General features: G+C 72.3%; 20 protein-coding genes. 18 read left to right on the top strand and 2 right to left on the bottom strand.

What is annotated here, in order from left to right; all coding sequences use genetic code 11:
- The first annotated feature begins 39 nt into the window (after nt 1–39).
- The 11 genes from speB (at nt 40) to ABD978_RS06845 (ending at nt 15,185) form a co-directional block, all read left to right on the top strand.
- Entirely contained in the window at nt 40–1,014 is a 975-nt protein-coding gene (gene speB / locus ABD978_RS06895) for an agmatinase (protein WP_345350155.1), read from the top strand.
- Nucleotides 1,015–1,016: 2 nt separating this feature from the next.
- Nucleotides 1,017–2,453, top strand: coding sequence for a gamma-aminobutyraldehyde dehydrogenase (locus tag ABD978_RS06890; RefSeq protein ID WP_345350152.1), 1,437 nt, complete (start codon nt 1,017–1,019; stop codon nt 2,451–2,453).
- A gap of 34 nt (nt 2,454–2,487) precedes the next feature.
- The gene (gene gabT / locus ABD978_RS06885) at nt 2,488–3,834 is read left to right on the top strand and encodes a 4-aminobutyrate--2-oxoglutarate transaminase (RefSeq protein WP_345350149.1); all 1,347 of its coding nucleotides are present in this window, start codon (nt 2,488–2,490) and stop codon (nt 3,832–3,834) included.
- A 21-nt stretch (nt 3,835–3,855) separates the two neighbouring features.
- Entirely contained in the window at nt 3,856–5,289 is a 1,434-nt protein-coding gene (locus ABD978_RS06880) for an aldehyde dehydrogenase family protein (protein WP_345350146.1), read from the top strand.
- 591 nt (nt 5,290–5,880) lie between these two features.
- Nucleotides 5,881–6,447 carry a hypothetical protein gene (locus ABD978_RS06875; protein WP_345350143.1) on the top strand — a complete coding sequence of 189 codons (567 nt, stop codon included), beginning with the start codon at nt 5,881–5,883 and terminating at the stop codon, nt 6,445–6,447.
- 319 nt (nt 6,448–6,766) lie between these two features.
- Nucleotides 6,767–7,669: a hypothetical protein gene (locus ABD978_RS06870; protein ID WP_345350140.1), complete on the top strand. Its 903-nt coding sequence runs from the start codon at nt 6,767–6,769 to the stop codon at nt 7,667–7,669.
- A 151-nt stretch (nt 7,670–7,820) separates the two neighbouring features.
- Nucleotides 7,821–10,085 (top strand): Orn/Lys/Arg family decarboxylase, encoded by a 2,265-nt coding sequence (locus tag ABD978_RS06865; protein ID WP_345350137.1) that lies wholly within the window; start codon nt 7,821–7,823, stop codon nt 10,083–10,085.
- Nucleotides 10,086–10,241: 156 nt separating this feature from the next.
- The gene (locus tag ABD978_RS06860) at nt 10,242–12,368 is read left to right on the top strand and encodes a SpoIIE family protein phosphatase (RefSeq protein ID WP_345350135.1); all 2,127 of its coding nucleotides are present in this window, start codon (nt 10,242–10,244) and stop codon (nt 12,366–12,368) included.
- Nucleotides 12,369–12,471: 103 nt separating this feature from the next.
- Nucleotides 12,472–13,947, top strand: coding sequence for a tetratricopeptide repeat protein (locus ABD978_RS06855; RefSeq protein ID WP_345350132.1), 1,476 nt, complete (start codon nt 12,472–12,474; stop codon nt 13,945–13,947).
- A gap of 109 nt (nt 13,948–14,056) precedes the next feature.
- A complete protein-coding gene (locus ABD978_RS06850) occupies nt 14,057–14,851 on the top strand; it encodes an SDR family NAD(P)-dependent oxidoreductase (protein ID WP_345350129.1) in 795 nt (264 codons plus the stop codon).
- Between the two features lie 100 nt (nt 14,852–14,951).
- Nucleotides 14,952–15,185 (top strand): hypothetical protein, encoded by a 234-nt coding sequence (locus tag ABD978_RS06845; protein ID WP_345350126.1) that lies wholly within the window; start codon nt 14,952–14,954, stop codon nt 15,183–15,185.
- A gap of 188 nt (nt 15,186–15,373) precedes the next feature.
- Here the strand turns inward: ABD978_RS06845 and ABD978_RS06840 are convergent, their stop codons facing one another.
- Nucleotides 15,374–16,615, bottom strand: coding sequence for a glycosyltransferase family 4 protein (locus tag ABD978_RS06840; protein ID WP_345350123.1), 1,242 nt, complete (start codon nt 16,613–16,615; stop codon nt 15,374–15,376).
- Nucleotides 16,616–16,817: 202 nt separating this feature from the next.
- Between ABD978_RS06840 and ABD978_RS06835 the strand changes: the two genes are divergently transcribed.
- From ABD978_RS06835 to ABD978_RS06815, 5 genes are all read left to right on the top strand, one after another.
- On the top strand, nt 16,818–17,795 hold the full coding sequence (locus ABD978_RS06835; RefSeq protein WP_345350120.1) for a hypothetical protein: 978 nt from the start codon (nt 16,818–16,820) through the stop codon (nt 17,793–17,795).
- Nucleotides 17,789–18,988, top strand: coding sequence for a S8 family serine peptidase (locus ABD978_RS06830; RefSeq protein WP_345350117.1), 1,200 nt, complete (start codon nt 17,789–17,791; stop codon nt 18,986–18,988). Before ABD978_RS06835 ends, ABD978_RS06830 begins: the two co-directional genes overlap by 7 nt.
- Nucleotides 18,989–19,132: 144 nt before the next feature.
- Nucleotides 19,133–19,711, top strand: a complete 579-nt coding sequence (locus ABD978_RS06825; protein WP_345350114.1) for a snapalysin family zinc-dependent metalloprotease — start codon at nt 19,133–19,135, stop codon at nt 19,709–19,711.
- A 440-nt stretch (nt 19,712–20,151) separates the two neighbouring features.
- A complete protein-coding gene (locus ABD978_RS06820; protein WP_345350111.1) occupies nt 20,152–20,610 on the top strand; it encodes a response regulator in 459 nt (152 codons plus the stop codon).
- Between the two features lie 30 nt (nt 20,611–20,640).
- Nucleotides 20,641–21,333, top strand: a complete 693-nt coding sequence (locus tag ABD978_RS06815) for a TetR/AcrR family transcriptional regulator (protein ID WP_345350108.1) — start codon at nt 20,641–20,643, stop codon at nt 21,331–21,333.
- Nucleotides 21,334–21,370: 37 nt separating this feature from the next.
- On the opposite strand, the gene ABD978_RS06810 is transcribed toward ABD978_RS06815, so the two are convergent.
- Complete coding sequence (locus tag ABD978_RS06810) at nt 21,371–22,504, bottom strand: FAD-dependent oxidoreductase (protein ID WP_345350105.1); 1,134 nt, start codon at nt 22,502–22,504, stop codon at nt 21,371–21,373.
- Nucleotides 22,505–22,757: 253 nt separating this feature from the next.
- On the opposite strand from ABD978_RS06810, the gene ABD978_RS06805 reads away from it, so the two are divergent.
- Together ABD978_RS06805 and ABD978_RS06800 are read left to right on the top strand one after the other, a co-directional pair.
- Nucleotides 22,758–22,928 carry a hypothetical protein gene (locus tag ABD978_RS06805; RefSeq protein ID WP_345350102.1) on the top strand — a complete coding sequence of 57 codons (171 nt, stop codon included), beginning with the start codon at nt 22,758–22,760 and terminating at the stop codon, nt 22,926–22,928.
- 90 nt (nt 22,929–23,018) lie between these two features.
- Complete coding sequence (locus ABD978_RS06800; RefSeq protein WP_345350099.1) at nt 23,019–23,375, top strand: arsenate reductase family protein; 357 nt, start codon at nt 23,019–23,021, stop codon at nt 23,373–23,375.
- Nucleotides 23,376–23,382 lie beyond the last annotated feature (7 nt).

Below are 23,382 nucleotides of genomic sequence, written 5' to 3'. Positions count from 1 at the left end.
CCTATGGTTACCTCGCCAGGTAGACGAGAGGAACCCCGCATGTCTGACGACCTGCCTCGCAGCACTGAGAACGGCCACGTCGGCCCGGTGGTGGCCAGCGTCGTGCCCCGCTTCGCCGGGCCCGCGACCTTCGCCCGGCTCCCCCGACTCGACGAGGTCTCCGACGTCGACGTCGCCGTGGTCGGCGTGCCCTTCGACGCCGGTGTGAGCTACCGGCCGGGCGCCCGGTTCGGCCCCGCGCACGTACGGGAGTCGTCCCGGCTGCTGCGCCCGTACAACCCGGCGCTGGACGTCAGCCCGTTCGGCCGGCAGCAGGTCGCCGACGCGGGCGACATCGCGGTCAACCCCTTCTCGATCGACGAGGCCGTACGGGCGATCGAGGCGGGTTCGGACGCGCTGCTCGACCGGGCGGGCCGGCTGCTGACCATCGGCGGCGACCACACGATCGCCCTCCCGCTGCTGCGGTCGCTGACGCGCCGCCACGGCCCGGTCGCCGTCGTCCACTTCGACGCGCACCTGGACACCTGGGACACCTACTTCGGCGCGGCCACCACGCACGGCACCCCGTTCCGCCGGGCGTCCGAGGAGGGCCTGCTCGACCTGTCCGGCTGCCTGCACGTCGGCATCCGGGGCCCGCTGTACGACGCGGCCGACCTGACCGACGACGCCGCGCTCGGCTTCCAGACGGTGCACGCGCGGGAGATGGAGGACCTCGGCACGCACGGCGTCGTCGAGCGGATCCACGAGCGGGTGCAGGACCGGCCGGTGTACGTCTCGGTCGACATCGACGTGCTCGACCCGGCCTTCGCGCCCGGCACCGGCACCCCCGAGTCCGGCGGCCTGCTCAGCCGCGAGCTGCTCGCCATCCTCCGCGCGTTCGCCGGACTGAACCTCGTCGGCGCCGACATCGTCGAGGTCGCGCCGGCCTACGACCACGCCGAGATCACCGGCATCGCGGCCTCCCACGCGGCGTACGAGCTGCTGTCCGCGATGGCCCTGAGCGACGGGAAGTGACCATGGAGCGCATCCGGAACGTCATCGGCGGCAGGAGTGTCGGCGCGGCCTCCGGCCGTACGAGCGAGGTGATCGACCCGTCGACGGGCGAGGTCTACGCGACCGCGCCGGTCTCCGGGAGCGAGGACGTCGACGCGGCGTTCGCCGCGGCCGGGCGGGCGTTCGAGACGTGGCGGGACACGACGCCGGCGGAACGGCAGCGCGCGCTGCTGGCGATCGCCGACGCCATGGAGGCGCGGGCCGAGGAGTTCGTCCGCGTCGAGGTGCGCGACACCGGCAAGCCCGTCGCGCTGACGGCGACGGAGGAGCTGCCGCCGATCGTCGACCAGATCCGGTTCTTCGCGGGCGCCGCCCGCGTGCTGGAGGGACGCTCGGCCGGCGAGTACGCGCCCGGCCTGACCTCGGTGATCCGGCGCGAGCCGATCGGCGTGTGCGGCCAGATCACCCCGTGGAACTACCCGCTGATGATGGCGGTGTGGAAGTGGGCCCCGGCCGTCGCCGCCGGGAACACCGTCGTGCTCAAGCCGTCGGACACGACCCCGGCCAGCACGGTCCTGATGGCCGAGCTGATGAACGAGGTGCTGCCGCCCGGCGTCGTCAACGTCGTATGCGGCGACCGCGAGACCGGCCGGCTCGTCGTCGACTCACCGGTCCCGCAGATGGTGTCGATCACCGGTTCGGTCCGGGCCGGCATGGAGGTCGCCTCGGCGGCGTCCCGTGACCTGAAGCGCGTGCACCTGGAGCTCGGCGGCAAGGCGCCGGTCGTCGTGTTCGACGACGCCGACGTCGCGGCCGCGGCCGAGGGCATCGCGGCGGCGGGGTACTTCAACGCCGGGCAGGACTGCACCGCGGCCACCCGCGTGCTCGCCGCCCGGGGGATCCACGACGATCTCGTCGCCGCGCTCTCCGAGCGGGCCCGCGCGACCCGCACCGGGCGGCCCGACGACGCGGACGTGGCGTTCGGCCCGCTCAACAACGCCGGGCAGCTCGACCGCGTGCGGGGCTTCCTGGCCCGGTTGCCCGACCACGCCTCGGTCGAGGCCGGCGGCGACCGCGTCGGCGGTGACCTGGCGTCCGGCTACTTCCACGAGCCGACCGTCGTCTCCGGGCTGCGGCAGGACGACGAGATCGTGCAGAACGAGGTGTTCGGCCCGGTCATCACCGTGCAGCGGTTCACCGACGAAGACGAGGCCGTACGGTGGGCCAACGGCGTCGACTTCGGCCTGGCGTCCAGCGTATGGACCCGCGACCACGGCCGCGCCATGCGCATGACGCGCCGCCTGGACTTCGGCTGCGTCTGGGTGAACACCCACGGCGTCCTCGTCGCCGAGATGCCGCACGGCGGCTTCAAGCACTCCGGATATGGCAAGGACCTGTCGATGTACGGGTTCGAGGACTACACCCGGATCAAACACGTCATGCACCACATCGCATACTGAGCGGCACACACCGCACCACCTGGAGAACCACAGCATGACCCCGCCCCCCGGCATCGAACAGCGCCGCGTCCTCAAGACCGCCATCCCCGGTCCCCGCTCGGCCGAACTGCACGCACGCAAGAACGCCGCGGTCTCCGCGGGCGTCTCCACCGGCCTCCCCGTCTACGTCGAACGCGCCGGCGGCGGCATCCTGGTCGACATCGACGGCAACCAGCTCATCGACTTCGGCTCGGGCATCGCCGTCACCACGGTCGGCAACTCGGCGCCGCGCGTGGTCGAGCGGGTGCAGGCGCAGGTCGCCGACTTCACCCACACATGCTTCATGATCACCCCGTACGCGGAGTACGTCGAGGTCGCCGAGGCCCTGAACGAACTGACGCCGGGCGAGCACGAGAAGCGCTCCGCGCTGTTCAACTCCGGCGCCGAGGCGGTGGAGAACGCCGTCAAGATCGCCCGCTCGTACACCGGCCGGTCGGCCATCGTGGCCTTCGACCACGCCTACCACGGGCGTACGAACCTGACCATGGCGCTCACCGCGAAGAACATGCCGTACAAGCACCGCTTCGGGCCGTTCGCCAATGAGATCTACCGGGTGCCGATGGCGTACCCGTACCGCTGGCCGACCGGCCCGGAGAACTGCGCCGACGAGGCGTTCGACGCGTTCGTCTCCCAGCTGCACGCCCAGGTCGGCGAGGAGAACACCGCCGCGGTGATCATCGAGCCGATCCAGGGTGAGGGCGGGTTCGTCGTGCCGCCCGCCGGGTACCTCGCGCGGATCGCGGAGTGGTGCCACGACAACGGCATCCTGCTCATCGCCGACGAGATCCAGACCGGCTTCTGCCGCACCGGCGACTGGTTCGCCTGCGACCACGAGGGCGTAGTCCCGGACCTGATCACCACGGCCAAGGGCATCGCCGGCGGTCTGCCGCTCGCCGCGGTGACCGGGCGCGCCCAGGTCATGGACGCCGTCCACGGCGGCGGTCTCGGCGGCACGTACGGCGGCAACCCGGTCGCGTGCGCGGGCGCCCTCGGCGCGATCGAGACGATGAAGGCCGAGGACCTGCCGGCACGGGCCCGCGCGATCGAGGCGCTGTTCGTACCGCGGCTGCGGGAGCTGGCCGACAAGTACCCGCAGATCGGCGACGTCCGCGGCCGTGGCGCCATGCTCGCGATCGAGCTGGTGTCCGACCCCGCGGCGAAGACCCCGGACGCCGGGCTGACCGCCGCGGTGAGCCGGGCCTGCCACGCCGCCGGCCTGGTCACCCTGACGGCGGGAACATACGGCAACGTCCTGCGGTTCCTGCCTCCGCTGTCCATCACCGACGACCTGCTCACCGAGGGCCTCGACATCCTCGAGCAGGCCTTCGCGGCGTCCGTCTGAGTCCGGAACGAGGTCGCAGTCTTGTCAGACGTCATCCCCTTCCACCTGTCCGGCGCGCCCACGACCGGCGCGGACACCCTCGAGGTGACCTCCCCCTGGGACGGCTCCGTCGTCGGCGTCGTCTCCGTGCCGACCGACGCCCAGGTCGAGCAGGCCGTCGCCGACCTGGACGCCGTACGACGCGAGGCCCAGGCCACCCCCGCGCACGTACGGGCCGCCGCCCTCGACCACATCTCGCGGCGGCTGGCGGAGCGCGCCGAGGAGATCGCCCGGCTGATCACCGCGGAGAACGGCAAGCCGCTGGTCTGGTCGCGCGGTGAGGTCTCCCGGGCCGTCTCGACCTTCCGCTGGGCCGCCGAGGAGGCCCGCCGCTTCTCCGGTGACCTGCAGCGGCTGGACACCGACGCGGCGGCGACCGGACGGCTCGCCGTCGTCCGGCGCTTCCCGCGCGGCCCGGTGCTCGGCATCGCGCCGTTCAACTTCCCGCTGAACCTGGTCGCGCACAAGGTCGCGCCCGCCATCGCGGCCGGCGCCCCGATCCTCGTGAAGCCGGCGCCCGCCACGCCGCTGTCCGCGCTGCTGCTCGGAGAGATCATCGCGGAGACGGACCTGCCGCCGCGGATGGTCTCGGTGCTCCCGGTGCCGAACGACCGGATGGCCGCCCTGGTCGACGACCCCCGGCTCCCGGTGATCTCGTTCACCGGGTCCGGCCCGGTCGGCTGGGCGATCCAGCGACAGGCGCCGCGCAAGCACGTCACCCTGGAACTCGGCGGGAACGCCGCGGTGGTCGTGAACGACGACTGGCCGGACCTGCCCGGCGCGGCCCGCCGGATCGCGCTGTTCGCCAACTACCAGGCGGGCCAGTCCTGCATCTCCGTCCAGCGGGTGCTCGTGCACGCGAGCGTCTACGACGCGTTCGTCGCCGACCTCGTCGCCGAGGTCGAGCGGCTCCCGACCGGCGACCCGACGGCCGACGGGGTCCAGGTCGGCCCGGTGATCAACGACGCGGCGGCCGAGCGGATCACGGACTGGATCGACGAGGCCCGCCGGGGCGGCGCGTCGGTCCTGACCGGCGGAGGCCGCGACGGCCGTACGGTGGCGCCGGCCGTTCTCTCCGACGTCCCCGCCGGAAGCGCGCTGGCGGAGGAGGAGGCCTTCGGTCCGGTCCTCACGGTCGCCCCGTTCGGCGACCTGGACGAGGCGTTCGAGATCGTGAACGCCTCGAAGTACGGGCTGCAGGCGGGGATCTTCACCACCGACGTGCAGGCCGCCTTCCGGGCGCACCGCGACCTGGAGGTCGGCGGTGTGATCATCGGCGACGTCCCCAGCTTCCGGGCGGACCAGATGCCGTACGGCGGGTGGAAGGAGTCCGGTGTCGGCCGGGAGGGCGTCCGATCCGCGATGAACGACCTCACCGAGGAGCGCGTCCTGGTCCTCACCGGTCTCGACCTCTGAGGCCGTATCCCCGCGGCCGAGGCCGCCGTCATCGGCGGCGGCCCCGGCCGCGGGGCGCATAACGACACCGACCGGCGGCCTTACCGGGCGTGACGGAAACGGCAAGTGCAGCGCGCAACGGATTTCGGCATATCGCTTTCCGGATACATCAAGGTCGCGCGGCACCCGCCTGCGGCGCGTGTGGGGCCGCCCTAACCTCGACTCATGGACGTCGCGGACGGCGAGGACGGAGTCCCCGAAATCTCGATGCCGGGAAACGCCTCCCGAGACCATTCCTCCGGTGCCACAGAGTTCTCCGTCGCACTACGGACGGCGATCCACGAGAGCGGCCTCACCCTGGAAAGCCTGCGGAACCGGCTCCGCCAGCGGGGAGTTTCGGTCAGCACCGCCACATTGAGTTACTGGCAGGGCGGGCGGAGCAGACCGCAGCGCCCCGGCTCAATCGCCGCCGTCGGCGCGCTCGAGCGGATTCTCGAGCTGCCGTCCGGCGCCCTGGCCGATCTGCTGGGACCGCGCCGGCGCCGCGGCCAGACGGGGGGCGGGCCGCTGTCCCCGGCCCGCCTCTGGCCCGACCCGGACCCCGTCGTCACGATGCTCGGCCAGCTCGACCGCTCGTCCGACCACCGGCTCGAATGGCTCAGCGTGCACGACGTCTACGAGGTCGACGCGCACCGGCGGCCTCGCTCACTGTCGGTGCGGCAGGTGGTGCGGGCGTCGGGCGACGACGTCGACCGGGTCGTCGCCGTGCACCGCGCCGAGGCCGCGACGGATCCGCCGCCGGCGCTCGGCGAGCTCCGGTACTGCCGCCGGGGGCGCGCCCGCCATGAGGCGGGCTTCGTCGCCTTCGAGATCTTCTTCGACCGGGTGCTCTCGCGCGGCGACACCGCGGTCGTCGAATACGAGATCGAGTTTCCGGGAGACCGGCCGATCGCGCAATTCTATGATCGCCGCTTTCGCCATCCGGTAAGGGATTACCTGGCCGTCGTCCGGTTCGACCGGCGGACGCTGCCGGCGCGTTGCTACCGCTACGACCGCGCCGGCGTCGATGTTCCACGGCACCGCACCGCCGAACTCTGGGTCGGGTCGTCGGGCGGCGTCCACATCATGCGCAGCGGCATGACGGGCGGCATCATCGGACTGGAGTGGGAATGGGAATGATCACAAACCGCGTTAACTGATATTAACAGTGAATTCTAGACGCCATGGAAAACGTTGACGGCGTCTCGTGGCGACGATCATCATCCCTTCAGCCCCCCGAGAAGGAGCGTGCGGGGCTCGCCGACCGTAATTCCCGACCGGATCACCCGGACCTCGGTGCCCCCGCCTGCCGAGGTCCGGGGTGATCGCCTTCGTCGGGGCCTTGCCAACCGGGCGATCCGACTGAGATCTTTCATGGCGTACACAGCCCTGTCCGTACCCAGTCAGGCCAGGTCGGGGGTGGCCTTCCGCAACCGGAGGCACTCGAACAGTGCGGAGCATGGTGGAGGATGATCTCCTCCAGGTGGTTCGGAGCGGTCCCTTCGACGTGGCGCTGCAGGCCGCCATCCAGGCTCGCGGCCTCACGCTGGAGACCCTCCAACGGCGGCTGCGGGAGCGACGCGTCCATGTCAGTCTCTCCAGCCTCAGCTACTGGCAGCGCGGGCGGACCCGCCCCGAGCGCGCCGACTCGCTCCGGGCGGTACGCGGTCTGGAGAGCATCCTCGAACTGCCGCGCAACTCCCTCATCACGCTGCTCAAACCGCCCGACAACCGCCCGGCCGGGACCTGGTCGCCGCCGGCCGGGATCTTCCCGAACCGCGGCGCCCTCGACCTGCTCGCCGAGATCGGCGACCGGACGGACGGCCGGATCACCTGCCTGAGCCTGCACGACCGCTACGTCCTCGGCCCGGACCGGGACCTTCGGTCGGCGCAGACCCGCGCGGTCCTCCAGGCGCAGCAGCCCGGGGTGGACCGCTGGCTCTGCGTCTACCACAACGAACACGGCGTGCTGCCCACGCACAAGGAGGCGAGCCGCTGCAGGTTCGGCCGGATCCGTACCGACGAGGCGAAGGCGATGGTCGCCTCGGAGCTGCTGTTCGACCGGCCGCTGGCACGCGGCGAGACCTACCTGATCGAGTACGGTTTCGGCTTCTCCCCGCCGGGGCCGCCCGACACCGAGGAGGGCCGGGGCTTCCGGTTCCCCCAGCACGAGTACCTCCTCGAGATCGAGTTCCACCCGTCGACCGTCCCGGCCCGCTGCTACCGGACGTGGCGTCCGGACGGCGCCGCCCGGCCGGCGGAGGAGACCGACCTGCGGCTGTCCAGCGCCCACACCGTCCACGTGATCGAGTTCGGGCTGCAGGCCGGCGGATACCTCGGGATCGGCTGGGAGTGGGACTGACGCATCGGGAGATGTGACCCTCCGCGGCTTTATCGACACTTTCCGTTGATCATGGCCGGTGTTACAGTTCGCAGTGATTCCAGCACGCGGAGTGTCGGCCGGTGACGGCGCCCCGTCGGCACATCCCCCCGAGCGCCGTGGAGGTCCTGGCATGGAACGCGCGATTCTCCTCGCCGTCGACGAGCGGCCCGACGCCGACTCGGCGGTCGCCGAACAGCTCCGCCGCCTCTCCGCGGCGATGGAGGAGCACGACCTGCGGGTGCGCTGGACCCATCGCACCGCCGACGCGCTCGCGGTGATCCGCTCGGACGCGACGCTGACGGGGCTGCTGGCCGGGTGGGACGCTCCCGGCGCCGAGGAGATCATGGCGGCGGTGATCAAACGGTTCCACCGGCTGCCGGTCTTCCTGCTCACCGCCGAGCAGGAGCCGCGCGACGTCCCGCTGTGGGTCTACGAGGTGATCCAGGGCTATGTCTTCCCGCTGGAGGACACTCCCGACTTCATCGCCGGGCGCATCGCGCACGCCGCCGAGGAGTACACCGAGCAGACGCTCCCGCCGTTCTTCGAGGCGCTGCGCCACCTGGAGGACCACCACCGCTACTCCTGGCACACCCCCGCCCACGCCGGCGGCGTGGCGTTCCTCAAGTCCCCGGTGGGCCGGGCGTTCTTCGACTACTACGGCGAGCGGCTGCTGCGCACCGACCTGTCGATCTCGGTCCCCGAGCTGGGTTCGCCGCTGGAGCACACCGGCCCGATCGGCGACGCCGAGCGCAACGCCGCCCGGATCTTCGGCGCCGAGCGGACGTACTTCGTGATGAACGGCAACTCGACCGCCAACCGCATCGTCGGCCACCACGCGGTCGCCCGCGGCGAGCTGGCGCTGATCGACCGCAACTGCCACAAGTCGATCCAGCACGCCCTCGCCATCAACGGCGCCCGGCCGGTCTACCTGGTCCCCGAGCGCAACGGCCTCGGCCTGGCCGGCCCGATCCCCGTCGGGGCGCTGGCGGGGGCCGCCGTGCGCGACCGGCTGGGCGGCCACCCGTTCACGGCGGGCGCGGCGGCGCCGGAGCCCACGTACGCGGTGGTCACCAACTCGACCTATGACGGCCTGTGCTACGACGCGGTGCGCGTCGCGGAGCTGCTCGGCGCGTCGGTGCCACGGGTGCACTTCGACGAGGCGTGGTTCGCCTACGCCCGGTTCAACCCGCTCTACGCCCGCCGTTACGGCATGGCCGTCGACGAGCGGTCCCTGCCCGGGGCGGACCGGCCGACGGTCTTCGCCACCCAGTCCACGCACAAGCTGCTGGCGGCGCTGTCGCAGTCGTCGATGCTGCACGTACGCCCGTCGCCGCGCGCGCCCGTGGACCACGACCGGTTCAACGAGACCTACCTGATGCACGCCAGCACCTCGCCGCTCTACCCGATGATCGCCTCACTGGACGTGGCCGCCGCGATGATGGACGGGCCGTCCGGGCCCTTCCTCACCGGGGAGGCGATCATCGAGGCGATCCGCTTCCGGCAGGCGATGGTGCGGCTGGCCGCCCGGATCCGTGAGGACGGCGCCCGCCCGGACTGGTTCTTCGGCGTGTGGCAGCCCCCGCGGGTGACCGATCCCCGGACGGGCGAGGCGGTGGCGTTCGAGGACGCCGACCTGGACCTGCTGTCCACCGAGCCCGGCTGCTGGACGCTGTCGCCCGGCGCCGCCTGGCACGGGTTCGACGGCCTGGACGACGGCCACTGCATGCTGGACCCGATCAAGGTGACGATCACCTGTCCCGGCGCGGACGCCGCCGGCGGCACCACGGAGTGGGGGATCCCCGCCAAGATCGTGTCGGCCTACCTCGAGCGGCGCGGCATCGTGGTGGAGAAGACCGGCGATCACACGCTGCTGGTGCTCTTCTCGCTCGGCATCACGAAGGGCAAGTGGGGCACCTTGATCGACGCGCTCATCGACTTCAAGAACGCCTACGACGGCGACCTGCCCCTGGCGGAGGTGCTGCCGGGGTTCGGCCCGTCCGGGGTGACGCTGCGCGCGCTCTGCGCGCAGGTCCACGGCAAGCTGCGTGATTCAAAGCTCGACGTCCTCCTCGACGAGGTCTTCACCGATCTGCCCGCCCCCGTCCTGACGCCGGCCGACTGCTACCAGGCGCTCATCCGGTCGCGTACCGAGCGGGTCCCGCTGAGCGAGCTGGCCGGCCGCGTCTCCGCCACGACCGTTGTCGTGACGCCGCCGGGCATCCCGATGCTGATGCCGGGTGAGTCCACCGGTCCGGACGACGGGCCGGTGATGAGCTACCTTCGCGCCCTGGAGGACTTCGACCGGGCCTTCCCCTACATCGACACCGACATCCACGGGGCGCACCGCGACGACACCGGCCGGTACTGGATCGAGTGCGTCGCCGAGGACGACTGAGCCTGCGCACCGCAGCGGCTCAGGGAGCACGGCGCCGGCCCCCGCCACGCGTCTCTGGGGGCCGGGCCGCCATGCGCAACCGCCACCGTCAGACGTATTGTCCCTATATAGGGGGTTCGTGCGCGGTGGGTGCCGTGGACCTGTGAGGCGGATGCGATGGCCGAGCAACGTGACCGCAATGGCGGGGCCGAGCCGCTGGACGAGGAGCTCGCCGCGACGGTGCGCGGTTCGGGCGCCTCGGCCGGCGCCGTCTTCCTGGGCGCCGGTGAGCAGCGGGAGCTACGGCTGATCGCCATATGCGGCGTGCCGGAAGAGCTCATCGCGCCCTGGCAACGCCTACCGGTGCTCCGGTGCAGTCCGCTGCTGGACGCCGTGCGGGGGGATCGTGCCGTCTGGGTGGGCTCCCAGGGCGACATGGCGCGCATGTACCCGCACGTCGCGGCGCTGTTGCCCTACCGGTACGCCCTCGCCGCCCTGCCGCTGTCCGGTCCGCGCGGCCCCTGGGGCGTGCTGCTGATGATGTGGCCTGCGAGTCATCCGCCGACCGCGGGCGCTCGCGAGCGAGGCCACCTCGACGCCGGTGCCCGGCGTATCGCCCGGTCATTGGATGGGGCGGGCCGCCCGCCCGACAACCCTGGCCGGCCACGCGTCGTCCCGCTGCGGCCCGCCGGACCGCGCTCCGTGCCCCTCGCGGCCGTCGACTGGGCCGAGCGCCTGCCTGAAGGCGGTCTCGCGCTCGACCGAGACGGCCGCATCACCTTCGTCACCACCGGCGCCGCCGAGCTGCTCGGCCAGGACGCGGAACACCTGCTGGGCACCCGGCCACGACAGTCGATGCCCTGGTTGGACAACCCGATCTACGAGGACCGGTACCGCACCGCGGTGATCAGCGGGGAGCCGGTCCGATACACCGTGCTGCGACCACCGGGTGTGTGGCTGGATCTCCAGCTCTACCCGGACGCCGACGGGATCAGCGTCCGCCTGATCCGGAGCGATCCCGGGGGCGGACGGCGGGCAGCCGGCCGAACAGCGGCCACCGACGCGGCCGCTCCCTGGTGCGACACCGACCGTATCGGCCGGCTCTACCAGTTGGTGCATCTGGCGGCCGCGCTGACCGAGGCCGTCGGCGTACGCGACGTCGTGGATCTGGTCGCCGACCAGGTCCTGCCCGCGTTCGGCGCCCAAGGTCTGGTGATCTACGCCGTCGATGCCGGACGTCTGAGGATCATCGGCCACCGCGGCTATCCGCCGCAGGCCATCGAGCAGTTGGACGGCGTCCCGCTGGAGACCACGAACAACCCCGAGGCCCTCACCATCATCAGTGGCGTCCCCGCCTTCTTCGCCGATCCCGCGGAGATGGCCGTCATCTTCCCGCAGGGTCCCAAGATCGGCGGCAAGAAGGCATGGGCGTTCCTGCCCCTGATCGTCTCGGGGCGGCCCGTCGGCTGCTGCGTCATCTCTTACGACCAGCCGCGCAGGTTCACCGCCGACGAACGCGCGGTCCTCACCTCGCTCGCCGGCCTGATCGCCCAGGCCCTCGACCGGGCCCGCCTCTTCGACGCCAAGAACGACCTCGCCCATGGCCTGCAGCAGGCGCTCCTGCCGCGCACGCTGCCCACGTTCCCCGGGCTCGAGCTCGCCGCCCGCTACCTGCCCGCGACCCACGGGATGGACATCGGCGGGGACTTCTACGACCTGGTACGCCTCGACGACACCACCGCGGCCGCCGTCATCGGCGACGTGCAAGGCCACAACGTCAACGCGGCGGCCCTGATGGGTCAGGTCCGCACGGCGATCCACGCCTACGCCACCGCCGGGGCGTCACCGGACGAGGTCCTGGGGAACGCCGACCAGGTCCTCTCCGATCTCGGAACCGACCTGTTCGTCTCCTGCCTCTACGCCCAACTGGATCTCGCCGGCGACGAGATCGCCCTGGCCAGCGCGGGACACCCGCAACCGCTCCTGTGCTGCAGCCCCGGACCGCCCCCGGACGCCCACCCGCTGGAGATCGAGCCCGGCCCGTTGCTGGGCATCGGAGAGTCGACCTGGTTCCCGGTGACCATTGCGCCCCTGCGTCCGGGCGCGACCCTCGTTCTCTACACGGACGGTCTCGTGGAGGCCCCCGGTGTCGACCTCACCGAGGCCATCGACGCGCTGGCGGGGCAACTCGCCTATGCCGTGGGCCTCCCGCTGGACGATCTCATCGACAGGCTCCTCGAGAGCAAGCCGACGAGCCGGCACACCGATGACATCGCCGTGCTCGCCCTGAAGAGGACTCGGTGACCCGTCGACTCGGGCCGGAAGCGAGCGGAGACGCGACCACGAGCACACGCGAGCCGCCGGCCCCACCGGCGACCGTCGTACGTGATCTATAGACTCCCCGGCCATGTCAGCACCCCCGACGTCGCTCGACATGGCGTACGCCCTCCTGCAGGAGGGCCGGCCGGTCGACGCCGAACAACTCATGGTGAGAGAGCTCCAGGCCGTCGAGCGAAGGCACGGGCGCGGCAGTCCGGAGTGGGCGTCCGCGCAGTGCGACCTCGGCAACCTCCTGTTCGGCTGCGGCCTGCCGGACCGGGCGGTCGAGTGCTTCCGCGGCGCGTGCGCGGGTCCGCTGCCCGAGGACCCCGAGGCGCAGAAAGAGCATCTGACCTACCGGCTCAACCTGGGCGCCGCGCTGATGATGACCGGCCGGCTGGAGGAGGCCGACGCCGAGCTGCGGCGCAACCTCCAGGAGCGGCTGGCCTTCTACGGCCGCTCGCATCCCGGCTACGCCTTCGGCCTCGAACCGCTGGCCGACGTCCTCCTCAAGCGCGGCGCGGTCCAGGAGGCGCGGGAGGCGATCGAGGAGGTGATCGCCAACTTCTGGCGCAACGGCCACGAGCGGGTCGCCACCGCGCTGGCGCTCCGGGCGGAGATCGTGACGGCCGAGGGCGGGACCGATCCCCTCTTCCCCGGGCTGGACCAGTTGCCCGACGAGCTCGTCGAGCAGGTGGCGATGACGGTGCTGAACCGCACCGACGCGACGACGGCCGGCGCGGCGGGCCAGATGGTCCTGACCGGCCTGGTCACCGCGCTGGAGGCCCGGTTGGGTCCCGACCACCAGGCCACGCTCAACGCGCTGTCCCTGTCGGCGAACCTGGGCCGCCACCTCGGAGACGGGGCCGGGCGCATCGCGGCGATCCGGTCGGTCCTCGCCTCGTACGACCGCCAGGGCAGGGCGGAGGAGGCACTGATGGCGACGCTCGGCCTGGCGATGGCGCAGAGCGACGCGGGTGACCTGGCCGGGACGCTGGAGACGTACGCGCAGGCGCGTACCCGCGCGGACGCCATCGGCCGTCCGGAGCTCAGCAGCCAGGTGCTGCGCAACTGGGGGCTCGCGCTGTCGGAGGCCGACCGGCCGGCCGAGGCGGAGAAATGCCTCCGCGAGGCCCTGGCGGCCGCCGAGCTCGGGCATGACTACGAGATGCTCGGCCGCGCGCGGATCGCGCTGGGTCTGTTCCTGCAGCACCGGGAGCGCCTGGCCGAGGCGCAGCAAGTGGTCGAGGCGGGGCTGGCCACCCTGGACGTGGCACACCCGGACGCCATCGTGGGGCGCAGCCACCTCAAGGCGATCATGGATGGTCGTTCGTGCGGATGCGGCGACATCGAGGGGACGATCGCGGAGGCGTTCCGCGAGTTCGTCATGGGCCGGCTGCCGCAGGACCTCCTGGAGCGTCTCGACGTCACCGTGAAGGACGGCGAGTTCGCCATCGGCGTCGAGCTGCGCCGCGAGCCGACCGAGGACGAGATCGCGCACCTGAACCGGGTGATCGAGAGCGCGAACGTCGAGTTCCGCCGGCGGCTGGCGCACACCGAGTAGCGCGCCGCGGGGCCGTCACGTACGCGCCGGTCTCCCGTCATAGGGCGGCCGACGCGTCAACGGGCGCGTCGGTGACGCTCCGCGAGCGCTCCGGAGTGAAGATGGATCGATGAACATCGATCTGTCGGGCCGCCGCGCCCTCGTCTCCGGATCCAGTCAGGGCATCGGCCTGGCCATCGCCACGGAACTCGCCCGTGCGGGCGCGGCCGTCGTCGTGAACGGGCGCGGAGAGGAGAAGACCGAGCGGGCCGCCGCCGCCGTCACCGACCAGGTGCCGGACGCGGAGGTGACCGCCGTCGCCGCCGACCTGGCGACGGCGGAGGGAGCGGCCGAGCTCCGGGAGCGGGTGCCCGACCTGGACATCCTCGTGAACAACCTCGGCATCTTCGGCGTCCGGCCGGCCCTCGAGATCGACGACGACGAGTGGCGCCGGTACTTCGAGGTCAACGTCCTGTCGGCGGTCCGCCTCACGCGTACCTACCTGCCCGGCATGATGGAGCGCGGCTGGGGCCGGGTGCTCAACATCGCGAGCGACTCGGCGGTCGCCATCCCCGCCGAGATGGTGCACTACGGCATGACCAAGACGGCCCTGCTGGCGGTCACGCGGGGCTTCGCCAAGGCCGCGGCGGGCAGCGGCGTCACCGTCAACTCCGTCATCGTCGGCCCCACCCACACGCCCGGCGTCGAGACGTTCGTCGGCGAGCTCGTCGGCGACGACCTGCCCTGGGACGAGGCGGAGCGCCGCTTCATGCGCGAGCACCGGCCGAACTCCCTCATCCAGCGGCTCATCGAGCCCTCGGAGATCGGCCGCCTCATCGCCTACCTGAGCTCGGACCTCGCCTCGGCGACGACCGGCGGCGCCGTCCGCGCCGACGGCGGATACGTCGACTCGATCCTCCCCTGACCCTCTGGGGTAGCGGAAGCCGTCGTGGTCCGGACTGTCTCTCCTGGCGTCCCCCGATAAGCGAGGGGCGCAACCCAACCAGGGACAAAGGAGATTCAACATGACCCTCCACGAGAACACGGGCGCCGACAAGGCGAAGACGCGCCCGGCCGGCGGCACCCTCCGCGACCTCCTCGGCGGCTTCATGGTCGCCGCGGTCGCGGTCGCCCTGCCGGTGCTGGCGCTGGTGATGTGCCAGGAGCCCGGCCACGTCAACTACACCTGCACCTACTGCAGCGGGCAGTTCTGCAGCCTGTGCGACGGACACCCCGGCGACGGGTCCTGCATCAGCTAGTCCTGAGCTGACTCGCCTGTCCGCTGACTGACGGCGTGCCGAGGCCCACCGACCTCGGCACGCGACCCCGGCGGCCCTTCTGATTCCAGAGGGGCCGCTCTCCGTCTAGGGCTCGGTGTCCAGGGCGGTCGCGAGGTCGACCGCGTCTCGTACGCCCCGCCATGCCGTGCACCCGGACGATCCGGTGCTCACGGACGGGCGGAGGCCGACCGGCCGGACAGGACCTGCCGGTAGACGGCGGCGACGCGTTCGGCCAGCGCCGGCCAGGCATAGTCCCGTACGGTCTCGCGGGCGCCGGCGCCCAGGCGACCGGCCAGACCCGGATCGGTCAGGACCCGGTCGATGGCGTCGGCGAAGGCCGCGGGGTCCTTCGGCGCGACCAGGAGCCCGTTGACGCCGTCGCGGACGAGGTCGGGAACGCCGCCCACCCGGCCGGCGACCACCGGCAGTCCCACGGCCATCGCCTCGACGAGCACCGAGCCGAGCTCCTCGTACACGCTCGGCAGGACGAGCACGTCCGCGTGCCGCAGGACCGCGGGTACCTCGACGTGCGGAATGAACCCGGTGAACCGGACCTCGCCTCCCAGCCCCCGCGCCCGCCGTTCCAGCGCGGCACGCTGCGGACCGTCGCCGACGATCAACAGGGTGGCCGGCACCCGGCACCGGGCGAACGCCTCGAGGAGCACCGCCACGCCCTTCTGCGCCGCCAGCCGGCCGACGTACGCGACGCGCGGGTGCGGCACGTCGGGGAACGGATCGGGCCGGGCCGCCGCGAACAGCTCGGGGTCGAACCCGGAGGGGATGACGTGCACGCGGTCGAGCGGCATCCCGTCCGCGCACAGCCGGCGGGCGGCGGAGGGCGTCAGCGCGATGACCGCGTCCGCGGCGGCCAGCACCCGCCGTTCCACCGGGCCGCCCAGCAGCCGCAGCACCGCGGCGCGCGGGGACGTGCCACGGACCGTGTGCCGCAGGCTGCTGTGCAGGGTGACCACCAGGGGACAGCGGTGCCGGACCGCCGCGAGCCAGGCCGCCGGCAGCACGGCCAGGTCCTCGCCGCTGTGCGCGTGCACGACGTCCGCCGCGCCCTGCGGACCGAGCGCCCTGGCCAGGGCGGGCGGTGCCCACACCTGGCGCAGGACCGGCACCCGCAGCCCGGTGCGCACGACGACGGCGCCGGAGCCGTACGGCCTCCGCCCGGCCGGGCCGGCCAGCCGCGAGGTGAACACGGTCTGCCGGATGCCCATCCGGTCCAGGCACCTGGTCAGCTCCGCGGTGTGCGTCTGCATCCCGCCGATCGGGTCGTACGCGGCCCAGTCCGGCGACAGGCACAACGGCTCGAACACGGAGGTGAACCGGAGCACCCCGAACGAGTCCGGACCGGCGTCGCGGCCGGTCTCCCGCGGTTCCGCCGAACAGAACGGGCGCGTCACGGCCGACCTCCCGGCATAGCCCTTCCCAGGGCTGACCAGCCGAAACGGTACTGCTCCGGCACTCCCGGCAGGTCCGGAGGAATCCCCCATCGATCGGTGCCCGCCGGAGACGGAGCCGGCGCCCGCCTCGGCGGGCATCTCGTCACCGGGGGTCGGCGAAATCGGCACGCCGATCGATTAAAAGATCATTAAACTCGCGCGGGTGTCAGATGACCCCGAGGCCGCGGACGCGACCGAGGACCCCGCCGCAGACGGCACGCCGCCATCCTCATCGCAGTGGGCCTCCCCGGACCCCGCGCACCCGAGATTCGCACCACCGGACCCGGTAGGCCCGGAGGTCTGGCCACCGGACGCCGGACGGCCGGAGGCCGGGTCATCCGATCCCGCGCGTCCGGAGTTCCGCTCCGGGGACTCCGTACGACCGGAGTCGGCGCCGCCGGTTCCCGGGGCCGACGCGGGCGGGACGCCGGTCGAGGCCCCTCCGCGCCGGCGTCGGCGCCGGGCGGCCGTCGTCCTCGGCGTGGCCGGCGTGGTCGGCCTCGTCGCGGGCGTGACCGGCGTGGTGCTCGAGCTCAACCGTCCTTCGACCCGGGCCGAGCGGGCCGCCGCCGGGTCGAAGGAACTGGCCGCCCGCTGGCGGATCCGGTCGGCGGGTGAGATCTTCCCTCCGACCGTGCGCAACGCGTCCGGTCTGCAGCCGGCGTACCGGATCGGGATCGCCCAGCCCACCGGCTGCGCGGACGCACTCGACGCGCAGGTCGCCCGCACGTTCATCGCCCAGGGCTGCCGGGCCGTCCTGCGGGCGACGTACACCGACGCGTCCCGCACGCTCCTCACCACGGTCGGGGTGGTGGTCATGTCGGACTCGGACGAGGACAAGGTCGAGACCGCGCTGAGGTCGCTGTCCGAGGACGGCCACAACCGGTACGGGTTGCGCGTCGTACCGTTCCCGGACACCCCGGCGGCCGACTGGGACGACACCCGACGGCAGGAGACGGCCTACCGGTCCGGCCCTATGCCCTACGTCATCCTGCAGGTCAGCGGATGGGTCGACGGCAGGACCACATCCGAGACCGCCGACAAGGAGCGCTTCAAACCCGCAGACACCCTTCTCGATCACCTGGCGGGCCTCTTCGTCAAGGCGGACGACCCGTGCAAGGCGCGGGGGGTTCGATGCTGACCGGCCACCGGATGAGCGGGCGTGGCCGCCGGCGCGCCGCGGTCGCGCTGGCGGGCCTGGTGTTCGCGGCCGCCGGCGCGCCGCGGCCGGCGCACGCGGCAGCAGCGGACACCCTGCAGGAACGGCTCATGGCCGAGACGCTGCTGGCCCAGGACGTCACCAAGGGGAAGGGCGTCACCGTGGCCGTCCTGAGTTCGGGCGTCGATCCGCACGTGCGCCCGAGGTCGGGCGCCCTCCGGCCGGGAACCGATCTCGTCGGTCTACCGCATCCGAAACCGGTCGAGGGCACGCTGATCGCCTCGTTCCTCGGTGGCAGCCGCTCGTCGTCGGGTGTGCCCGGGGTCGCCCCCGCCGCCGACATCCTGCCCGTCCGGGTGGAGCCGGACAGGGATGATCACGGAGCGAAGGACTGGTGGGGCCTCAACAACCTGTGTGACGTCATCACGCGGGGCATTCGGTACGCCGTCGACCATGGTGCCGGTGTGGTACTCGTCGCCACCGCCTGCTACGCCTACGACACCCGGCAGATGGATGCGGCCCTGGACCGCGCCCGGAGCAGGAACGTCGTGGTGGTGGCTCCGAATCGGCCGACCGTCTACGGCGATCCGCCGCCGTTGCCGGCGGCCGTACCGGGCGTCATCGGCGTCGGCACGCTCGCCAAGGACGGCAGCCGGTGGTCGAGGTACGCCCTCAAGACCAGTGTCACCCTGGTCTCCGCGCCCGGCACCCGCACTCCCACGACAGGGCCGGACGGAAGGCCGTGGGAGTTCTGGGGTCCGGAACCCGCCGCGGCCTGGGTCGCGGGCACCGTCGCGCTGGTCAGGTCGAAGTTCCCGCAACTGTCGCCGGCGCAGGTGGCCCAGGCGATCGCCGACTCCGCCCACCATCCGAAGGGCGGGTACAACGCCGACCTCGGGTTCGGAGTCGTGAGTCCGGTGCGGGCGCTCATCGCGGCGGAGAAGATCCGGCGGCAGTGGGTCTCCCCCACCGCGCCCGGCGTCGCCGACGGCGTCCACTTCGGCGGCCGGCCGGGAACGATCGGTGCCGCACGACACGATCCAGCGCTGCTGGCCGGTCTCGGCGGTCTCATCCTGGTGAGCGTCGGCGCGCTCGTCGCCGCGGTGTTCCGGCTGCGCGCGGGCCGTCGTGGCACCAGGGCCACGACGTCTCGCCCCTGGAGCACCACGGCCTGATACGGGTGTATTTTGACGGATTCGAGCGGTTACTACTGTTTTGTTTTCTGATCCTGACACGGCTTGTTGAGACGAGTTTCCGGATCTAGGATCAGGCCGACCTGACCCGGGACACAGTCGTCCCGCCAGAGGAAGGCCCCCGCCATGCCGTTCCGCACCCTCACTCTCATCGGCGCGAGCGCACTCACTCTCTCCGCCGCCGTCATCCCCGCCGCCGGCGCGGCGGCCGCGGCCGCTCCCCAGCGCGCCGCGCTCGCCACGACCACCCTCTACTACGACGACAGCCAGGCCGCGGAGTTCAAGAGCGCCGTGATCGCCGGCGCGCAGGTCTGGAACGCGAACGTACAGAACGTCCGACTGGTCGAGGCCGCCCCCGGCACGACCGCCCAGGTCCGGATCGTCGCGTTCGACGGGTGGCCGCAGTCGACGCTCGGCCCGATACGCCCTGGTGGGCGCGGCACGGTGTGGTTCGGCCGCGAGGCGGTCGACGAGGGGTACAACACCACGCGCATCGCCGCCCACGAGCTCGGCCACATCCTCGGACTTCCGGACGCCAAGCCGGGCCCGTGTTCGTCCCTCATGTCCGGCTCGACCGGCGGCGTCTCGTGCACCAACGCCACGCCGAACGCCTCCGAGCGCGCCGCCGTCGAGGCGAACTACGGCGGCTCGGCGGCCATCGCGGCGCACCCCCTCGTCGGCGGAATCGTGACGGACACGCCGTGACCCGCTGACCGCCCGCCCAGGCGATCACGTCGGCCGGAACCGTCGGCCGTCCAGGCCCGGACGCCGGCCGGAGGATCCGCCGGTCGGGAAGGGGCCGCCATGCCACGCGGCACCGCGGCCCCTTCCCCGTGGCACGGCGGGGCGCGTCCACGGGAGCGGCGCGGAGACCGGCTCCCGCGCTTCCCCGGCGCGCATACGCTCTGTTAGCGTCATCACGCTTCATGAAATAGGATTCCGTAAAGCGACGTCCGAGGTCGTCGGCTGAACCGCGCCCGCCTGCGAGGAGTGCGGCTCTGGCCACCACGGCACCGACCCGAGCCGCCCGTTCCGCCGCCCCGCACGCCGATCGCCGAATCGAGAGACCTCTCCCTGTGTTCACTCGCCATGACGATGACCGGTCCCCGGCCGCCCCGGGCCACGAAGCGCGGGAGAGCCACCCGATGACGACACCCTCGGAGCCTCTGAGCGTCCTCGTCGTCGAGGACGACCCGGGTGACCAGATGCTGATCCAGGAGGCCTTCGCCGACCCGGACGGCGACCCCGCACCGCGGCTCTTCATCGTCGAGGACGGGCAGGAGGCGCTCGACTTCCTGCATCGGCGAGGCGCGCACACCGACGCGTGCCGGCCGGACCTGGTGCTGCTCGATCTGAACCTCCCCAAGTGCAACGGACGCGCGGTGCTGGAGCAGATCAAGAGCGACGCGGACCTCCGGTCGATCCCGGTGGTCGTCTTCACCACGTCCGCCAACACCGACGACGTCACCGGGACGTACCTCCGGCACGCGAACGCGTACGTCACCAAGCCCGTGGACTTCGACGACTTCACCAGCGCGGTGCAGCGGATCAACACCTTCTTCACCCGGACCGCGCGCCTGCCGCGCCCGTCGGCGGTCGTCTGAGCGAACGAACATGTTCGCTACCGTTGGCGCATGACAGGTCATTCGGCGGCCCCGCGCAGCCGCCGGGAACGTCCGGCCAAGCCCGCCCTCACGCGGGACGGCATCGTCACCACCGCGGTGGAACTCCTGCGAGCCGAGGGCCTGCGGCGCGTCACCATGCGACGCCTGGCGCAGGAGCTGGACACCGGGCCGGCCTCGCTGTACGTCTACGTGCGCGACGCCGCGGAGCTGCACGCCGCGATCCTCGACCGGCTGCTCGGAGCCGTCGACCTCGGCCCGGTCCACGCCGCGGGCGACTGGCGTGAGCGGCTGGAGGCGGTGCTCACCTCCTACCTGAACGTGCTGTTCACCTACCCCGGCCTGGCCCAGTCCGCGCTGGTGACCCGACCGCACGGAGAGCACTACCTGAACCTCATCGAGGCGCTGCTCGCCCTGCTCGACGAGGGCGGTGTCCCGTCCGGCCAGGCGGCCTGGGGCGTGGACGCGCTCCTGCAGTACGCGACGGCGACCGCGGCGGAGCACGCGCCGGGCGCCGAGGGCGAGGGCGCCGACTCCGAGGAGCAGTGGAACGCCCTGCGCGCCGCCGTACACGGTGTCCCGCCCGGCACCCGCCCCCATCTCACGGCCGTCACCGACGACCTGCTCACCGGCTCGCCGGAGTCCCGCATCGCCTGGGGCTTCCACGTTTTGATCAACGGCATCGCGAACACCCCCCGCCCCTGATCAGCGGGCCGCCCGGCAGGGAGTCCGCGGCGGTCGGTCAGCGCGCCCCGGCGAACATCTCGAGCACGCCGTGCGGGGCGTCCTCGCGGAAGGAGAGGTCGAGGCTCAGCACCGACCCGGCGGCCGCGCTCTCACCGCGTGGGAACATCGCCCGCTCGTAGGCGGCGAGTGCGGCCTCGGTGTCACCGGGGTGCGCGGCGACGGCCTCGCCCAGTTCGGCGCCGTCGAGCAGGGCGATGTTGGCGCCCTCCCCGGCGAACGGCGACATCAGGTGGGCGGCGTCGCCGAGCAGGGTCACGCCGGGAACGCGGTCCCAGCGGTGGCCGACCGGCAGGGCGTGGAGCGGTCGCGGGACCAGCGCGCCGTCGGCGTCGGCGATCAGTGCCCGCAGCCTCTCGTCCCAGTCGGCGAAGTGGCCCAGCAGCGCGGCCTTGGCGGCCCCGGTGTCGGAGAAGTCGATCCCCGCGAGGGTGTCGGGCGGTGTCCGCAGCGCGATGTAGACGTGCAGACTCCCGTCGGGCTCACGGTGCGCCAGGAAGCCCTTGCCCGGGCCGAGCGCCTGGGCGAAGCCCCGGCCGAGAAGGGCGACGTGCCCGGGGTGGCGGACGTCGGCGTCCAGCAGATCGGCCTCGACCAGGGACACCCCCGTGTACGCCGGAGCGGCGTCGGAGACGAGCGGGCGGATCCGTGACCAGGCGCCGTCCGCGCCCACCAGCAGGTCGGTGGTGAAGGTGGAGCCGTCGGCGAGGGTCACCTCGTGCCGGCCGCCGCCCAGCGGGCGGGCTCCGGTGACCTTGGCGCCCCAGCGGACCGTGTCCGGGGGCAGCGAGTCGAGCAGGAGGTCGCGCAGGCCGCCGCGCTCGACCTCGGGGCGGCCGCCCTCGCCGTCGTCGTCCTCGCTCAGGTGGACGACGGCGTCCTTGTCGAGGATGCGCAGGGCCTCACCGCCGGGATGGATGATCGCCTGGAACTCCTCGTACAGGCCGGCGGCCCGCAGCGCGGCCTGCCCGGACTCCTCGTGGATGTCGAGCATGCCGCCCTGCGTGCGGACGGCCGGGGACGCCTCTGCTTCGTAGATGGTCGCGGGGATGCCGTGGACGTGGAGCACGCGGGCGAGGGCGAGGCCGCCCAGGCCGGCGCCGACGATCGCGATCGAATGCTGGGTGGTCATAGGGGACTCCTCGGGAGACGGGTCATGTCCGAGCCAAGATAACGAACATGTTCGTAACGAACAAGTTCGTCGCGAACACGTTCGACCATCGCCACGGATACGCCTCCCGGGTGGCGACACGCGGTACATCGGCGCGCGCGGCCGCAAGCTTTGCGCACCTGACCGGATATCTACGCAGATCAGACGAACCTCTTCTGCTCTGCGGGCAGGGCATTTGGTGCGAATATGTCGTGGCACGGAGGAGGCGTGCCGGATGCTGATCACGGCACTGGTGGCACCTGTGATCATCCCGATCGCGGCCCTGCTCCTGGTCCTGGCCCTGGCCAAGCTGGAGCGGGTGCTCGTCGACGAGGGCGACCGGCCCGTACCGGCGGCCGACGAGGCGAAGACGCGGACCGAGAGCGCCGACGCGGCGTCGGCCTGAGCGCGCGGCGCACCGCGGCCGTCCCGGCTATGGTCGCTGGTGCCGTCGAGCCGTCAGAACGACCCAACGCCACCGGAGGACCGGCCCGCCATGGAGATCTGGATCAACCCCCGCTGTTCCAAGTGCCGGTCGGCGATCTCACTGCTGGACGCCGAGGGCGCCGACTACACGGTGCGGCGCTACCTGGACGAGCCGCCCACGCGGGAGGAGCTGGAGAGGGTCCTGGGCCGTCTCGGCCTCGAGCCGTGGGACATCACCCGTACCGGGGAGGCCATCGCGCGGGAGCTGGGCCTGGCGTCCTGGGAACGGGAGCCCGCCGCCCGCGACCGGTGGCTCGACGCCCTGGTCGCACACCCGATCCTGATCCAGCGACCGATCATCACCGCCGACGACGGCACCGCGGTGATCGGCCGCTCTGAAGAGTCGGTCAGGTCGGTCCTGGACTGAACCGGAC

This window comes from Actinoallomurus liliacearum (assembly GCF_039542035.1).
Taxonomy (GTDB): Bacteria; Actinomycetota; Actinomycetes; order Streptosporangiales; family Streptosporangiaceae; genus Actinoallomurus; species Actinoallomurus liliacearum.
Note: the sequence above shows the minus strand (reverse complement) of the source record. Positions and strands in the feature narration are given on the sequence as shown.

What these genes read in the sequence shown, in the direction of transcription:
- ABD978_RS06850 (WP_345350129.1), top strand. Translation starts at nt 14,057, where the DNA reads ATGAACATCGATCTGTCGGGCCGCCGCGCCCTCGTCTCCGGATCCAGT.
- ABD978_RS06860 (WP_345350135.1), top strand. Translation starts at nt 10,242, where the DNA reads ATGGCCGAGCAACGTGACCGCAATGGCGGGGCCGAGCCGCTGGACGAG.
- ABD978_RS06845 (WP_345350126.1), top strand. Translation starts at nt 14,952, where the DNA reads ATGACCCTCCACGAGAACACGGGCGCCGACAAGGCGAAGACGCGCCCG.
- ABD978_RS06870 (WP_345350140.1), top strand. Translation starts at nt 6,767, where the DNA reads ATGGTGGAGGATGATCTCCTCCAGGTGGTTCGGAGCGGTCCCTTCGAC.
- ABD978_RS06875 (WP_345350143.1), top strand. Translation starts at nt 5,881, where the DNA reads ATGCTCGGCCAGCTCGACCGCTCGTCCGACCACCGGCTCGAATGGCTC.
- ABD978_RS06855 (WP_345350132.1), top strand. Translation starts at nt 12,472, where the DNA reads ATGTCAGCACCCCCGACGTCGCTCGACATGGCGTACGCCCTCCTGCAG.
- speB (WP_345350155.1), top strand. Translation starts at nt 40, where the DNA reads ATGTCTGACGACCTGCCTCGCAGCACTGAGAACGGCCACGTCGGCCCG.
- ABD978_RS06830 (WP_345350117.1), top strand. Translation starts at nt 17,789, where the DNA reads ATGCTGACCGGCCACCGGATGAGCGGGCGTGGCCGCCGGCGCGCCGCG.
- ABD978_RS06865 (WP_345350137.1), top strand. Translation starts at nt 7,821, where the DNA reads ATGGAACGCGCGATTCTCCTCGCCGTCGACGAGCGGCCCGACGCCGAC.
- ABD978_RS06820 (WP_345350111.1), top strand. Translation starts at nt 20,152, where the DNA reads ATGACGACACCCTCGGAGCCTCTGAGCGTCCTCGTCGTCGAGGACGAC.
- ABD978_RS06815 (WP_345350108.1), top strand. Translation starts at nt 20,641, where the DNA reads ATGACAGGTCATTCGGCGGCCCCGCGCAGCCGCCGGGAACGTCCGGCC.
- ABD978_RS06800 (WP_345350099.1), top strand. Translation starts at nt 23,019, where the DNA reads ATGGAGATCTGGATCAACCCCCGCTGTTCCAAGTGCCGGTCGGCGATC.
- gabT (WP_345350149.1), top strand. Translation starts at nt 2,488, where the DNA reads ATGACCCCGCCCCCCGGCATCGAACAGCGCCGCGTCCTCAAGACCGCC.
- ABD978_RS06890 (WP_345350152.1), top strand. Translation starts at nt 1,017, where the DNA reads ATGGAGCGCATCCGGAACGTCATCGGCGGCAGGAGTGTCGGCGCGGCC.
- ABD978_RS06805 (WP_345350102.1), top strand. Translation starts at nt 22,758, where the DNA reads ATGCTGATCACGGCACTGGTGGCACCTGTGATCATCCCGATCGCGGCC.
- ABD978_RS06810 (WP_345350105.1), bottom strand. Translation starts at nt 22,504, where the DNA reads ATGACCACCCAGCATTCGATCGCGATCGTCGGCGCCGGCCTGGGCGGC.
- ABD978_RS06825 (WP_345350114.1), top strand. Translation starts at nt 19,133, where the DNA reads ATGCCGTTCCGCACCCTCACTCTCATCGGCGCGAGCGCACTCACTCTC.